At 55.7% G+C, this 13,126-nt stretch carries 10 protein-coding genes and 1 tRNA gene; 4 read left to right on the top strand and 7 right to left on the bottom strand.

The features are described 5' to 3' along the window. The first annotated feature begins 175 nt into the window (after window positions 1-175). Together RUE5091_RS17370 and RUE5091_RS17365 are read left to right on the top strand one after the other, a co-directional pair. Window positions 176-250, top strand: a tRNA-Cys gene (locus tag RUE5091_RS17370). 399 nt (window positions 251-649) lie between these two features. Then, window positions 650-1,795, top strand: a complete 1,146-nt coding sequence (locus RUE5091_RS17365; protein WP_058283214.1) for a slipin family protein — start codon at window positions 650-652, stop codon at window positions 1,793-1,795. A 42-nt stretch (window positions 1,796-1,837) separates the two neighbouring features. On the opposite strand, the gene RUE5091_RS17360 is transcribed toward RUE5091_RS17365, so the two are convergent. The 4 genes from RUE5091_RS17360 to RUE5091_RS17345 all read right to left on the bottom strand — a co-directional run bounded on the left by RUE5091_RS17360 (window position 1,838) and on the right by RUE5091_RS17345 (window position 4,943). After that, the gene (locus RUE5091_RS17360; RefSeq protein WP_058283213.1) at window positions 1,838-2,212 is read right to left on the bottom strand and encodes a DUF2237 family protein; all 375 of its coding nucleotides are present in this window, start codon (window positions 2,210-2,212) and stop codon (window positions 1,838-1,840) included. Between the two features lie 9 nt (window positions 2,213-2,221). Beyond that, complete coding sequence (locus tag RUE5091_RS17355; protein ID WP_058283212.1) at window positions 2,222-3,385, bottom strand: serine hydrolase domain-containing protein; 1,164 nt, start codon at window positions 3,383-3,385, stop codon at window positions 2,222-2,224. 82 nt (window positions 3,386-3,467) lie between these two features. Further along, window positions 3,468-4,148, bottom strand: a complete 681-nt coding sequence (gene pth / locus RUE5091_RS17350; protein ID WP_058283211.1) for an aminoacyl-tRNA hydrolase — start codon at window positions 4,146-4,148, stop codon at window positions 3,468-3,470. A 138-nt stretch (window positions 4,149-4,286) separates the two neighbouring features. Further along, a complete protein-coding gene (locus RUE5091_RS17345) occupies window positions 4,287-4,943 on the bottom strand; it encodes a 50S ribosomal protein L25/general stress protein Ctc (protein WP_058283210.1) in 657 nt (218 codons plus the stop codon). 509 nt (window positions 4,944-5,452) lie between these two features. Between RUE5091_RS17345 and RUE5091_RS17335 the strand changes: the two genes are divergently transcribed. Beyond that, on the top strand, window positions 5,453-8,809 hold the full coding sequence (locus RUE5091_RS17335; protein WP_058283208.1) for an AAA family ATPase: 3,357 nt from the start codon (window positions 5,453-5,455) through the stop codon (window positions 8,807-8,809). Window positions 8,810-9,104: 295 nt separating this feature from the next. Here RUE5091_RS17335 and RUE5091_RS17330 read toward each other — a convergent pair whose 3' ends face one another. The 3 genes from RUE5091_RS17330 to RUE5091_RS17320 form a co-directional block, all read right to left on the bottom strand. After that, window positions 9,105-10,286, bottom strand: coding sequence for an alpha-hydroxy acid oxidase (locus RUE5091_RS17330; RefSeq protein ID WP_058283207.1), 1,182 nt, complete (start codon window positions 10,284-10,286; stop codon window positions 9,105-9,107). A gap of 137 nt (window positions 10,287-10,423) precedes the next feature. After that, entirely contained in the window at window positions 10,424-11,215 is a 792-nt protein-coding gene (trpA, locus tag RUE5091_RS17325) for a tryptophan synthase subunit alpha (RefSeq protein WP_058283206.1), read from the bottom strand. 79 nt (window positions 11,216-11,294) lie between these two features. Continuing rightward, window positions 11,295-11,780, bottom strand: coding sequence for an acyloxyacyl hydrolase (locus RUE5091_RS17320; protein ID WP_058283205.1), 486 nt, complete (start codon window positions 11,778-11,780; stop codon window positions 11,295-11,297). Window positions 11,781-11,978: 198 nt separating this feature from the next. On the opposite strand from RUE5091_RS17320, the gene ychF reads away from it, so the two are divergent. After that, on the top strand, window positions 11,979-13,076 hold the full coding sequence (ychF, locus tag RUE5091_RS17315; protein WP_058283204.1) for a redox-regulated ATPase YchF: 1,098 nt from the start codon (window positions 11,979-11,981) through the stop codon (window positions 13,074-13,076). Window positions 13,077-13,126 lie beyond the last annotated feature (50 nt).

Raw genomic sequence — 13,126 nt, 5'->3', positions numbered from 1 at the left:
TACCGGTCACGACGGGCCGGACCCTAGCGGGCAGAGGTGATCACTCTCTCGGTGCGGACAGCATTGCCGACCCCGTATGCCAGGGCCGAACCCGGGATTGGTATGCTTTGTAGCTCAATTGGATAGAGCGGCAGGTTTCCCATCTGTAGGCGAAGGTTCAATTCCTTCCAAAGCTCCAAATGTAGCTCATTCTGGTGAGAGCAATCGACCGCAAATCGATGTGTAACGGGTTCGAATCCCGTCATTTGACAAAGCTGTTAAGTCAGCACCGGCCTTCCACGCCGGCCCGTGAAAACGGTCCAAAATCATAAGGGGCCGGGTGTTCCCCAGCAGGGGCGACACCGCGCAACGTCAGGCTTTAGTCGGGCGGGGCAGGGGTCTTCGCTGCTCTGGCTTTGTGCCGGAGGGCAGATGATGGTGCCGCCGTATCGGTGCCCCGCTTACCCCATAGGGTAAGGCGGCGCATGGATCCCGCGCCCCTCTCTCTGACCCTCCCGCGCAGGGGCATGGCGCGGGGGATGTCCGGATCTTTCCAGCCTTCGCCCAAAGGCTTCACACCTGTCATCCGTTCGGGGTGCAACCCACTGAAAACATGAAAAGGAGTTCGCATTTGCGACGACGATAGAGCGAGACGAAAAGGAGAAATGATATGACACTGTTCCAAGATCTGATTGACCGGCTGACCGGCTACCGGCGGTTGACCCTGACCGAGACCCAGCGGATGCTGGTCCTGCGCAACGGGGTGTTCGATGCAATCCTGGGTGCCGGGAAACACCGGTTGCCTCGCAAGGATGTACTGACCGAGTTGCACGATCTGGAGAATCTCTTTTTCGTGTCGTCCTATGAGCGGGCGCTGATGCAGAACCGGCCTGAACTGGCCGCCACGCATCTGACTGAGTTCCGGGCTGGGCCTGACGAAGTTCTGGTTCTGTTGCGGGATGAGGTGCCTGTTCGGGTCCTGAACCCCGAAGCGCGGGCGCTTGTCTGGAAGGCTGCAGGGCCGTGGAAGGTCGAACATCACGCACTGACCGAGACGATGGCTGTGCCCAAAGCGACGGCACAGCGGTTGGTTCGGGCCGGGCTGCGGCTGAACCTGACGCAGGTCGAGGTTGCCGACGGGCATACCGGGCTGCTGACGGTTGACGGGGTGTTCGTAGATCAGCTGAATCCCGGGGCGCATGCCTTCTGGAAAGTGGGACGGAAGGTCGAGGTCAAGCAAATCGACCTGCGGCAACGGACTCATGAGGTGACAGGGCAAGAGATCCTGACCAAGGACCGGGTCACCATCCGGGTCAACCTGTCCGCCGACTACCGGGTCGTTGATCCGATCAAGGCGGTGGGGGCGGTCAAGGATTTCGATCAGTCCCTGCACCGGGCGCTGCAACTGGCGTTCCGGAAAACCTTGGGGGCGATGACGCTGGACCGGCTGCTGGCCGAGAAAGTGACCGTCGACACCGAGGCTGCGGATCGGGTGCGGACACAGATGGCCGGGATCGGTATCGAAGTGGGGGAGATCGCGTTGAAAGACGTCATCCTGCCCGGGGAGATGCGGGAAATCCTGACCGCTGTGGTCGCCGCCGAAAAACAAGCCGAGGCCAACGTCATCCGGCGGCGGGAAGAAACCAACGCCACACGGTCTCTGCTGAACACCGCGAAGGTGATGGCGGAAAACCCGGTGATGCTACGGTTGAAAGAGCTGGAAGCTCTGGAAACCATCGCCGGGAAGGTCGAGCGGCTGGCGGTCCATAACGGGACCGAAGGGTTGATGTCCGACCTCGTCAAACTGCGGGATTAATTCCGAATAAGGGCCGGTCCGGGGTTTCCCGGGCCGGCCCGCTTACTCTGAAGCGGCGTTCTCTTTCAGAAGGCGCAGCGGAATGATCTCAAGCGCCCGCTGATGGGTCGCCTCAAGATGCACCATCGGGGCGCAACCTTCGTCATGGGCCTGCAGAAAGCGCGCGGCGCACAGACACCAGCTGTCACCGGGGTTCAAACCTGGAAAATTGAACTCGGGGCGCGGGGTGCTCAGGTCGTTGCCTACATATTTTGAAAAGGCCAGAAATTCGGCGGTCATCACCGCGCAAACCGTATGGCTGCCCTGATCCTCGGGGCAGGTGTTGCAAGCCCCGTCCCGAAAGAACCCGGTTAGCGGATCACGGGAACAAGGGCTGAGCACACCGCCCAATACATTGATACTGTCTTGTTTTTGCATGGGACCATCTTACAGGCTTTGGGCGATCTTGCGGAACATTTCTACGTTTAGCTCATTGATACCGGGGTCACGGAACTGGCGATCTGCGCCAGTTGTGACAATCAAAACACCACGCGGCTGGTCGAAATAGATGTACTGACCGTACACGCCACGGGCCAGAAATTCGCCTTCGTGCGCACCGAGGGGAATCCACCACTGAAAGCCATAGCCGATCTTGCCGGGTGCGGTTGGGGCGCTGGGCAGGACGGATTCGGCGATCCAATCCGCAGGCACAAGTTGCTGGCCGTCATGGGCGCCATTTTGCAGGATCATCTGACCAAAGCGCGCAAAATCGCGCGTCGTAAAGTTCAAACCGCCCAGAACAAACGCAACCCCGGCACCGTCGGTCACGTAATAGCCGTCGCGTTCCAGACCCAAGGGTTGAATGATCTTTTCGACCAATAAATCTGTCACACTGCGCCCCGTAGCCCCGCGGATCACCATCCCGAGGACATGGGTGTCAATCGACACGTATTGCCAGGTCTCGCCCGGCGTGGCGAAACTGTCCTGCAGCGAGGCTGCGAAATCGTCCAACTCTCCGCCCAGGGCAATGACGCGCCCCATGCGGTTGATGTCTGAATTGGGGTCGAAATAGTCCTCATCGAAGGTGACGCCGCTGGCCATGTTCAACACATTGCGAACCGATGGGCCTTCATAGGCGGTGCCTTCCAATTTCGGCGCATATTTCACCACCGGATCGTCCAGCGAGTCGATTGCGCCTTCGGCCAACAGGATGCCGAACAGAGCGGACAGATAGCTTTTGGCCACTGACCACGAAATCCGGCGATCCTCGGGTGCAGTGCCAAGGTAGTATTCTTCGAACCGGATATGCCCGTCCTGCATCACCAGCAGAGAGGTGACCGCGCGATCCTCGATCCATTCATCAGTGCCCTCAGGCAGCTCAAAGCCAGCGCCATAGGGTAATTCCCAGGTTGGTCCATCGCCGCGCGGCAGGTCGACCGTCAGGAATGCGTCGTTCATATGAGAGAAGTTGTGAACGATCTTTTCCTCGGAAAACAAAGAGTTCACGGCCATCAACCGTTGCAGCTCTTCGCGTTTCCAGAATCCGACGACGACCGCCGCCAGCACCAGCATCAAAACGATGCGCAGCAGCCACTTTAAAAAAACTCTCATATGTCGCCCCTCCTAGCCGTACCGTATTGGAGCGCGGCAGAAGCCGTTCTGCAATTGGGACGTTACGGCAAGGTCAGCCACCCTATTTGAACTTGTCCAACAGCTTTTGCATGGCCGAGCGCGTGTCGACCTCGGGTTCAGGGGCGGGTTTGCTGGATTGTTTGGGCGCCTCAGCCAGAGATTTTGATGACCGCGGCGGGGCCGTTCGCAGAGCGACGGCATTCATGAACTTGCCGCCATCCCCATCAGCCAGATAGCCTGCGCCGTCCGACACACCGCGCAGCACATCATCCAGCCAGTCACCATCGGCTTTGGCAAAATCGCCCAAAACGTAAGGCGAGACCATTTCCTTGCGGCCCGGATGGCCGATCCCCAACCGCACACGATCATAGGCCGGGCTGATATGGTCGTGGATCGAGCGCAGCCCGTTGTGCCCGGCATGCCCACCGCCCGCCTTGACGCGCACCTTGCCGGGGGCGAGGTCCAACTCATCATGAAAGATGGTCACATCGGTTGAGTCGAGCTTGTAGAACCGCATCGCCTCGCCGACGGACTGACCAGAACGGTTCATGAACGTCTGCGGCTTGATGAGCAGCACCTTTTCGTGGCCCAGACGACCTTCGGTGATCTCGGCCTGAAACTTGGATTTCCACGGGCCAAAGCCGTGATCCTCGGCAATGCGGTCAACAGCCATAAAGCCGATATTGTGCCGGTTGCGGGCGTATTTCGACCCCGGGTTCCCCAATCCGACAAACAGTTTCATAGTCTCGTCCTTGTGCCTTGCAACCTGTGCAGGTGGTTGATGGCATGGAATGCCACCAGTTTTCCAGCCCGGTTGCACCAAAAGAAAACGGGGCCTGAAAAAGGCCCCGTTTCCAAATCCGAATTGTTGAGTCCGGACTTATTCTTCGGCTTCTTCCTGGCCGACGACTTCGACTTCGTCTGCAGCCACTTCTTCGCCTTCTTCCTCATCGTCATCGGTCGACAGGCCTGTCGGTGCCGAGACATTCGCGATCACGAAGTCACGGTCGATGGTCGGCGTGGTGCCGACCGGTAGGTCAACCGAGGAAATGGTGACAACGTCGTTGATGTTCATTCCGGTCACGTCAACAACGATTTTCTCAGGAATGTCACCTGCGGTGCACATCAGTTCGACTTCCGGACGAACAACGGTCAGAACGCCGCCCTTCTTGATGCCGGGTGCTTCTTCCTCGTTGATGAACTCAACCGGGATGAACAGCGCGATCTTGGTGGTCCGACGCAGACGCATCAGGTCCAGGTGGGTCGGCAGGTCTTTGACAACGTCACGCTGAACGTCGCGGCAGATGACGCGGACGTCTTCGTGACCTTCAACTTTCAGGTTCCACAAGGTCGACTTGAACCGGCCTGCTTTCAGGCTCTTGAACAGGACGTTGAACGGGATCTGAATCGGCAGCGGTTCTTTATCGCCACCAAAAACAATGCCCGGAACCATGCCGTCGCGGCGTGCCTGACGAGCGGCGCCCTTGCCTGTCCCCGTCCGTTCCAGAGCTACGAGATCAGGAATCTCTCCAGCCATGATAATTCTCCAAAGTTAGGGCGGGCATCCTCCAAGGCTGTATGCCCGCGTGAAGCCGCGTCCTTAGCTTGATTCATTGGGTTTGGAAAGGGGTTAGACCGAATAATTTTCAGCGAAGCTCTGCCTCGCGTTCGGAGGTATATTGAGCCAGATGAACAAGGGATTCCAGTGCATCACGCCAATACCATCTGGCGACGACTAGGGCAGACTTCATTCGCTGTGTGTTGTCGCGGGCAACAGTCGCACTCACAAGTTCTGCAGAGCCGTCTGCAATGATGTAGAAACCAAGCAATCTGTGACCACGTCTTTCGCGATCCAATGCAGAAAGGGGCTGGTTTGGAACCGATGAAACCCTTGACCAAACGAATACGGCGTTCTTCATTTAAAGAAAGAAGACCGGGTGGTTAGAAGATACTTCTGAGCGCTTTGAAAAAACCAAATAGACAATGAAATGCATGTCGGTGTGTTGCAGACGAAAGTGCTGCAGCGGCCGCAAGCGAAAGGATCAAATGTCTGAAATCTCGCGCTGGCTAGAGAAACATGGCTTGTCCAAGTATGCTGCGGCCTTTGCTGAGCACGAAATCGAACTTGGTGATTTGACCGAGTTGACGGACAAAGATCTCACTATGATCGGACTGGCTCTAGGTCCGCGGCGGCGTTTCATGAAAGCCGTTCGAGCCGATGCAGTGGGGGGAACTCGCCCGCACAACACTGCGTTAGGTCCTGCAATCGTCGCTGAGCGTCGGCAGCTTACTGTCATGTTTATAGATTTGGTCGGCTCAACTGAAATTTCCCAGCGCGTCGACCCGGAAGATCTGGCAGAAGTACTTCGACTGTTCAAAGAAACCTGCGCCGCTTCTGTTGCCGCTTTTGATGGCCACATCGCAAGCTACTATGGCGACGGGATTATGGTCTTTTTCGGGTTTCCCCACGCGCATGAAGATGACCCAGAGCGAGCTATTCGGGCGGGTCTGCGCATTATCGAGGAAATTCCCAATATTCGCACTCATGCAAAACTGAATGTTCGCGTAGGGATAGCGACTGGGTTGGTCGTTGTCGGCGATTTACGTGGTGAAAAAATGTTTGAGGATGGAACGGCGATGGGGGAGACGCCGAACCTGGCCGCACGTCTGCAAGCAATGGCTGATCCTGGCACGCTGATCGTCGCTCCCAGCACGCATCATTTGGCGGGTGATGCTTTCGAATATGTACTGCGTGGTGCGTTCAACCTCAAAGGTTTTGCTAAGGAAGTTGAAGCCTGGCAAGTGACCGGAGCACGAGATACAGTCAGCCGCTTCATGGCGTTAGATGACATCTCACTGAACCCTTTGGTCGGTCGTGCCACAGAATATGAAACCCTGACTGAAAAGTGGAAGCTGGCAAGTGCCGGTCAAGGACAGGTTGTGCTGGTGTCCGGTGAACCAGGAATTGGCAAGTCCAGACTGGTTGAAGAATTAAGGCAGAATATTCCGAGGGTGTCGCACGCTCAAATTCGATATCAGTGTTCTCCCTACCATTACGCGAGTGCGTTTTATCCGGTCATTCGACAAATTGAAAATGCTGCAGGTCTGCGCGCCGACGAACCAGACGACGTGAAACTCAAAAAGATCTCCTCCGTTATGAGCGATCGGTCCAATCATGCCCTGAAGCTGGCAGCGTCCCTTCTTTCGGTTCCATTCGAAGACCAATTGGGGACTCTGGATCTGTCCCCGCAGCAATACATGGAGCAGACGTTGGAAATGCTGCTGAGCAATCTGGCGTCGCAGGCAGAGGAAAAACCAGTGCTGCTCTTGTTTGAAGACGCGCATTGGATCGACCCGACAACTAAGTTGCTGCTGGATCGAATTGCGGACCGGATTCGCGACCTTCGGGTATTGGTTGTGATGACATTCAGGCCTGAATTCGACCTGGGATGGGTATTGCAATCCAACCTTTCAAAGGTGGTTTTGAAGCAATTGGATTTTCAACAAGTGAAAAGCATTGTGGACGAAGTTGCCAAAGGTCAGTCGATCGCTGACGAAATGTACGACACGATTGCCGCCAGATCCGACGGTGTCCCATTGTATGTCGAAGAAGTGACAAAGGATCTTCTGGAAACCGGGAATTTGACGCAGGGAACGGCCGCATATTCATTGGGTGGGGCTTCTCCGGCAAGTTCGGTTCCCAGTACGTTGCATGATGCGCTGATGGCGCGGCTGGATCGCCTGAGTTCGGTCAAGGAAATAGCTCAAATCGGCGCGGTAATCGGACCTCAATTTTCATACCCGTTGATCGCCAAAGTAGCCCGTATCAGCGACAAGGCGCTTCGCGCGGGATTAGAGCTTCTGTTCGATGCGGGCATTGTTACAGTTTCTGAAGAAGAAAACATTGAAACATTCAGCTATCGTCATGCGCTTATTCGCGACACAGCCTACAACAGCCTTTTAAAGAGCGAGCGTCGGATATTGCATTCCCGTGTCGCAGAAGTATTGAATGACAAAACATCTCATATTGGCGACGCCAGTCCGGAAATCCTGGCTCACCACTACACAATGGCGGGGATGGGCAAAGAGGCCATCGACCACCGCTATCTCGCTGGCCAGCGTGCAGTTCAGCGTTCTGCCAATATTGAAGCAAACACGCAACTGTCCTTGGCAATCGAGCAGTTGAAAGAATTGCAGCACAGTATTGAACGGGATCGGAAAGAAATCGAAGTTCAAGTTCTCAGAGCGGGTGTTTTGCGATCGACTGCAGGAATAGCCGCCGACGAAACCGGGACTGTCTACGCAAGAATACGCGACTTATGTGAGCGGGCAGAAGAGACAGAACATTTATTCCCGGTTTTGAATGGTCTGTATTCCTTTCATTTGGTGCGTGCGGAGTACGATTTGGCCAGAAATGTTGCAGCGCAATTGTTGGATTTGGCGGATTCAACGAATGAAACACAACATCAGATGGTGGCTCATCGGGCGATGGGCGCAGTCCTGTTCCATATTGGGCAACTGGACCTGGCGTATCAACATTTGAATAAAGCATTGGAGTTATACGACAGGAAACGTCATGGGCACCTGGCCTATATCTTCGGATCAGACCATGCCGCGATCACGTCGTGTTTCTTGAGTATAGCTATTTGGATGCGCGGAGCGCCAGACAAAGCACTTGAAGTTCAGAAGCAAGCCGTCGCAGCAGCGCGAAGGCTTGAGCATGCTCACAGCATCGCACAGTCGTTAACCTACCTGTGCATGCTGCATCTTTTGCGCCGCGAGCCTGACCAGGTGCTTCACGTCGCAAACCAGCTTGAGGAGCTATCTTCCAAACACTCGTTTAAATTCATGTCGTTGACTGCAGCTCTTTGGCGAAGCTGGGTGAATGCCTATGTTTCACCCGAGACCAGAACAATCCAATCTTTTCGAGAGGCTTCGGAAGCATGGTGGGCCAGCGGGGCCGGAAATTACAAACCTTTCTTTCTTACTTTGATTGCCGAACTCAGTTTGAAAATAGGTGAGCGGGATAGTGCCTTGCGTTCATTGGCCGATGCACGCAAGCATCAAAACCTCACAAATGAAGGATGGGCACAGGCTGAAACAGACCGTGTTTATGCGATAGCGACTTCCGAAGGCGGAATTGTTGAAGCGGAGTTTCGTAAGGCCTTGGACACGGCCCGGCGACAACAGGCAAAAATGTTCGAGCTTCGGACCGCGGTTGATTTTATCAGACTCTGCAAAAAATCTGGAGACGTTCCCGTTCCCACTTCCGACTTAATTAATGTTTTGGAAACAGTGACAGGAGGGGAGCATACGGTCGATCTGATAGATGCCCGCAGATTTCTTGCAGAGACTGCCGTCGACGAAACCTCCAACGTTCAGAATATCGTGGGGAAGGGCTGAGGCTCATTCTGAAAATAAAAAATAATGCCCGTCCTGCTGAGGGCTCGAAAGCCAGTTATATCCAGAGAGGTCGTCCTGTGTCAGCTCGGTGCCGTAGCAGGATGTATAATTGGTTAAAGTGGCCCAACTGGTTCTGGGCGAATTCGCAGGGCTCGCGCCCAGGCAGTAAATCCCTCAAATGCCAAGGCCCTACAATCTGTAAGGCCCTGAAACATATATCTCAGCCTGCAGACGGCGCGTTGTATTGAACCAAAGTGCAATTCATGAATTGACAAGACCGCCAGTCCAATGCCGGTCAGTTAGCGGGCGGCGTATCTTGCCATCGACCTTCAAAATCCTCGGGGATCAGCAGGTTGTGACGACCCAGATCATCCACGTTCCGCTCGCCACACAGTGCCATGGTGGTATCGAGTTCCTTTTGAATGACGTCCAGCGCGGTGGTGACGCCTTTCTGACCCATCGCCCCCAGCCCATAGACGAAGGCGCGGCCGATATAGGTGCCTTTGGCACCCAGCGCCAATGCCTTTAGCACGTCCTGGCCCGAGCGGATGCCACTGTCCATATGAACCTCGACGTCGCTGCCGACCGCATCCATGATCTGCGGCAGCATGCGAATAGAACTCAGCGCACCGTCCAGCTGCCGCCCGCCGTGGTTGGATACGACGATGGCGTCGGCCCCCAGCTTCGCAGCCATTTTGGCGTCTTCGGCGTCCAGAATGCCCTTGAGGATGACCTTGCCGCCCCATTGTTCCATCAGTTTTTCGACCTTTGTCCAGTCAAGGCTGGGGTCGAATTGTTCAGCCGTCCATGCGCCCAGCGAAGAAGTGTCCGAGATTCCCTCGACATGGCCGACGATATTGCCGAACTCGCGCCGATGTGCGCCCAGCATCTCGATGCCCCATGACCATTTGGTCATCAGGTTCGCAATTGTCTTTGCGGTCAGTTTCGGCGGTGCAGACAGGCCGTTTTTCAGATCCTTGTGCCGTTGCCCGAGAATCTGCAAATCCAACGTAATGACCAGCGCCGAACATTTCGCGTCTTTGGCGCGCTGGATCAGGCGGCTGACATAATCCTGATCCTTCATCGTATACAGTTGAAACCAGAATGGTTTTGACGTGTATTCGGCTACGTCTTCGATCGAATTGATCGACATGGTTGATAGCGTAAAGGGCACGCCGAATTCTTCGGCAGCCTTGGCGGCTTTCATTTCGCCGTCCGCGTGCTGCATACCCGTCAATCCAACCGGCGCCAGCGCGACGGGCATCGCAACTTCCTCGCCGATCATCTGCGACGCGGTTGACCGCCCCGCCATGTCCACGGCAACGCGCTGACGTAACCGAATATCCGCGAAGTCTGAGCTATTGTCATGAAACGTCTGCTCGGTCCAACTGCCGCTTTCGGCGTAGTCGTAAAACATCCGTGGTACGCGTCGTTCATAGATGCGGCGGAGGTCTTCGATTGTTGTAATAACAGCCATGTTCGGACGCTTTCGCTATTTTGGTCAGATTTTCAAGCCAATTTCTAACATGTCCGCCACGGAGGTCCAGACACCAAAACACCGCAGCAAGCGGGCGGCCTGCTACGGTGTTGACGGATAGGCTGGTGGTTGACGGATCAGGCGGAATGAGCGCCGTCGGCCAGTGTTTTCACGAAATCCAGAATCTCGGCCACGGGTTTACCCGCTCCGATCTGGCTGACGATGGCCGAGCCGACAACCGCGCCGTCGGCAACGCTGGCGATGGCTTTGGATTTTTCCGGTGTGTTGATGCCAAATCCTACGATCACGGGCAGATCAGTTGCCGATTTGATCCGTGCCACTTCGGGGCCGACATTCGTAGCCTGTGCCTCAGCCGCGCCAGTGATACCGGTGATCGAGACATAATAAACGAAGCCCGATGTGTTCTGCAAAACGCGGGGCAAGCGTTTGTCATCGGTGGTCGGCGTGGCCAGGCGAATAAAGTTCAGCCCGGCGGCCTGGGCTGGCAGGCACAGTTCTTCATCTTCTTCCGGCGGAAGGTCGACGACAATCAGCCCATCAATTCCAGCAGCCTGCGCATCGGCTAGAAAGGTTTCGACGCCACGGCTGTAGATTGGGTTGAAATAGCCCATCAAAACAATCGGGGTGGTGTCGTCGGTTTCACGGAAAGCCCGCGCCAGATCCAGTGTCCGCTGCAAGGTCATGCCGCCGTCTAATGCCCGCTGTCCGGCGGCCTGAATGGTCGGGCCATCCGCCATGGGATCGGTGAACGGCAAACCCAGCTCAATCACGTCCACGCCAGCGCCCGGCAAGCCCTTGACCACCTCAAGCGAGGTTTCATAGTCGGGATCCCCGGCCATGATATAGGCGACAAAAGCCTTTTTCCCTTCGGCCTTCAGGGCGGCGAACTTGGCGTCGATACGGGTCATCGGATGTCCTTGCAGTCAGGTTTCGACCTGATGTGCAGAAACTTTTGCCGAAAATCAATCCCGGTCCTGCGGGATACCTTCAGAATGCGAAATGATAACGCAGCAGTGCCGAGTTAACACCCGGGTTGTCATCCTGTGTGCTGGCGTTGGATTTGTGGGTGATTGCCACGGACACTTTGTTACCACTGTCCAAGGTGTAACCGAGACCCAACAGAGTGCGAATCTGGAACTCACCCCCAAGATCGTTTCGGCCTTCGCCCTCAGAGAAGTACCCTGGCATGACACTGCCTTCGACGAACCATCGGTCGGCAAACCCGTAAGTTCCGATCAGGCCAATACCGATATGAATATCACCCGCGGTATCCACGGTCAGGGCGCTGCCCCATGTGGCGGAAAAACGGGAGGCCTCGTGAAAGGGGCTGTGCTGATACTCGAGTGAGAACACAGCCTCGTCCTCAGATTGACTATCCGAGAAATCTGAAAATCCTGCGCCAAATACAAGGGATTGAGCTTGCGCTGCTGGTGCGGCCAAAAGCAGCGCAAAAATTGCAGAGGTAAACTTCATATTACGCTTTCACTATATGTTTGTTTGCAACACCTTACGTGGTGATCTTAGTGTGCCAATTTCAATCCGGGCAAGTTCACGAACGACGAACGATTTCGTGATGTTGTAAATTGATCTTTTCTTCCTTTCCGCAGTCTGGCTTGCGCATTGATCCGGACCTGCATAGAAGCACGTCTCGAATGGCATCAGGAGGCCGCTATGGGCTTTAAAATGGGAATCGTGGGTCTGCCGAATGTAGGCAAGTCGACCCTCTTTAATGCGTTGACCAAAACCGCAGCCGCTCAGGCGGCGAATTTCCCGTTCTGCACCATTGAACCCAATGTGGGCGATGTGGCCGTACCTGATGACCGGTTGGATAAGCTGGCAGCGATTGCCAGCTCGAAACAGATCATTCCGACACGGATGACCTTCGTGGACATCGCCGGTCTGGTTAAAGGCGCGTCCAAAGGTGAGGGGCTGGGCAACCAGTTTCTGGCCAATATCCGCGAAACCGACGCCATCGCCCATGTGCTGCGCTGTTTCGAAGATGGCGACGTGACCCATGTGGACGGTCGCGTTGACCCCGTGGCCGATGCAGACACCATTGAGACCGAACTGATGCTGGCCGATCTGGAAAGCATCGAAAAGCGCCGCGCCAATCTGGTGCGCAAGCTGAAAGGCAATGACAAGGAAGCGCAACAGCAGGATCGTCTGCTGGCCGAGGCTCAAGCCATGCTGGAAAATGGCAAACCTGCGCGTCTGGTCGAGGTGTCGGACGAGGATTCCAAAGCTTGGAAGATGTTGCAGCTGCTTACCACCAAGCCTGTTTTGTACGTTTGCAACGTGTCCGAAGAAGAAGCAGCTGAAGGCAATGAATATTCTGCCAAGGTCGCCGAGATGGCGGCGGCGCAGGGCAATTCACATGTCATCATCAGCGCCAAGATCGAAGAAGAGATCAGCCTGCTGGAAACGGACGAGGCGCAGATGTTCCTGGAAGAGATGGGTTTGGAAGAACCCGGCCTCGACCGTCTGATCAAAGCTGGTTACGACCTGTTGAAGCTTGAGACTTATTTCACCGTCGGCCCGAAAGAGGCCCGCGCCTGGACCATCCGCACCGGCACTGCTGCACCGCAGGCCGCTGGTGTAATCCATGGTGATTTTGAAAAAGGTTTCATCCGCGCCGAGACCATCGCTTATGACGACTTTATCTCGGCCAATGGCGAGCAGGGCGCGAAAGAGGCCGGCAAGATGCGGGCCGAGGGCAAGGGTTACATCGTCAAGGACGGCGACGTAATGCACTTCTTGTTCAACACCTAAGCGATCTCTGTGTGCCCGGTCTATCAGGGGCCGGGCGCATTTTAGACGCT

The sequence above is a fragment of the Ruegeria denitrificans genome (assembly GCF_001458295.1).
In the GTDB taxonomy this organism is placed as follows: Bacteria; Pseudomonadota; Alphaproteobacteria; order Rhodobacterales; family Rhodobacteraceae; genus Ruegeria; species Ruegeria denitrificans.
This window is presented reverse-complemented; position numbering and strand designations above follow the sequence as displayed.

Coding starts and splice junctions, on each gene's coding strand:
- ychF (WP_058283204.1), top strand. CDS start 11,979: ATGGGCTTTAAAATGGGAATCGTGGGTCTGCCGAATGTAGGCAAGTCG.
- RUE5091_RS17365 (WP_058283214.1), top strand. CDS start 650: ATGACACTGTTCCAAGATCTGATTGACCGGCTGACCGGCTACCGGCGG.
- RUE5091_RS17355 (WP_058283212.1), bottom strand. CDS start 3,385: ATGAGAGTTTTTTTAAAGTGGCTGCTGCGCATCGTTTTGATGCTGGTG.
- RUE5091_RS17320 (WP_058283205.1), bottom strand. CDS start 11,780: ATGAAGTTTACCTCTGCAATTTTTGCGCTGCTTTTGGCCGCACCAGCA.
- pth (WP_058283211.1), bottom strand. CDS start 4,148: ATGAAACTGTTTGTCGGATTGGGGAACCCGGGGTCGAAATACGCCCGC.
- RUE5091_RS17360 (WP_058283213.1), bottom strand. CDS start 2,212: ATGCAAAAACAAGACAGTATCAATGTATTGGGCGGTGTGCTCAGCCCT.
- RUE5091_RS17335 (WP_058283208.1), top strand. CDS start 5,453: ATGTCTGAAATCTCGCGCTGGCTAGAGAAACATGGCTTGTCCAAGTAT.
- RUE5091_RS17345 (WP_058283210.1), bottom strand. CDS start 4,943: ATGGCTGGAGAGATTCCTGATCTCGTAGCTCTGGAACGGACGGGGACA.
- RUE5091_RS17330 (WP_058283207.1), bottom strand. CDS start 10,286: ATGGCTGTTATTACAACAATCGAAGACCTCCGCCGCATCTATGAACGA.
- trpA (WP_058283206.1), bottom strand. CDS start 11,215: ATGACCCGTATCGACGCCAAGTTCGCCGCCCTGAAGGCCGAAGGGAAA.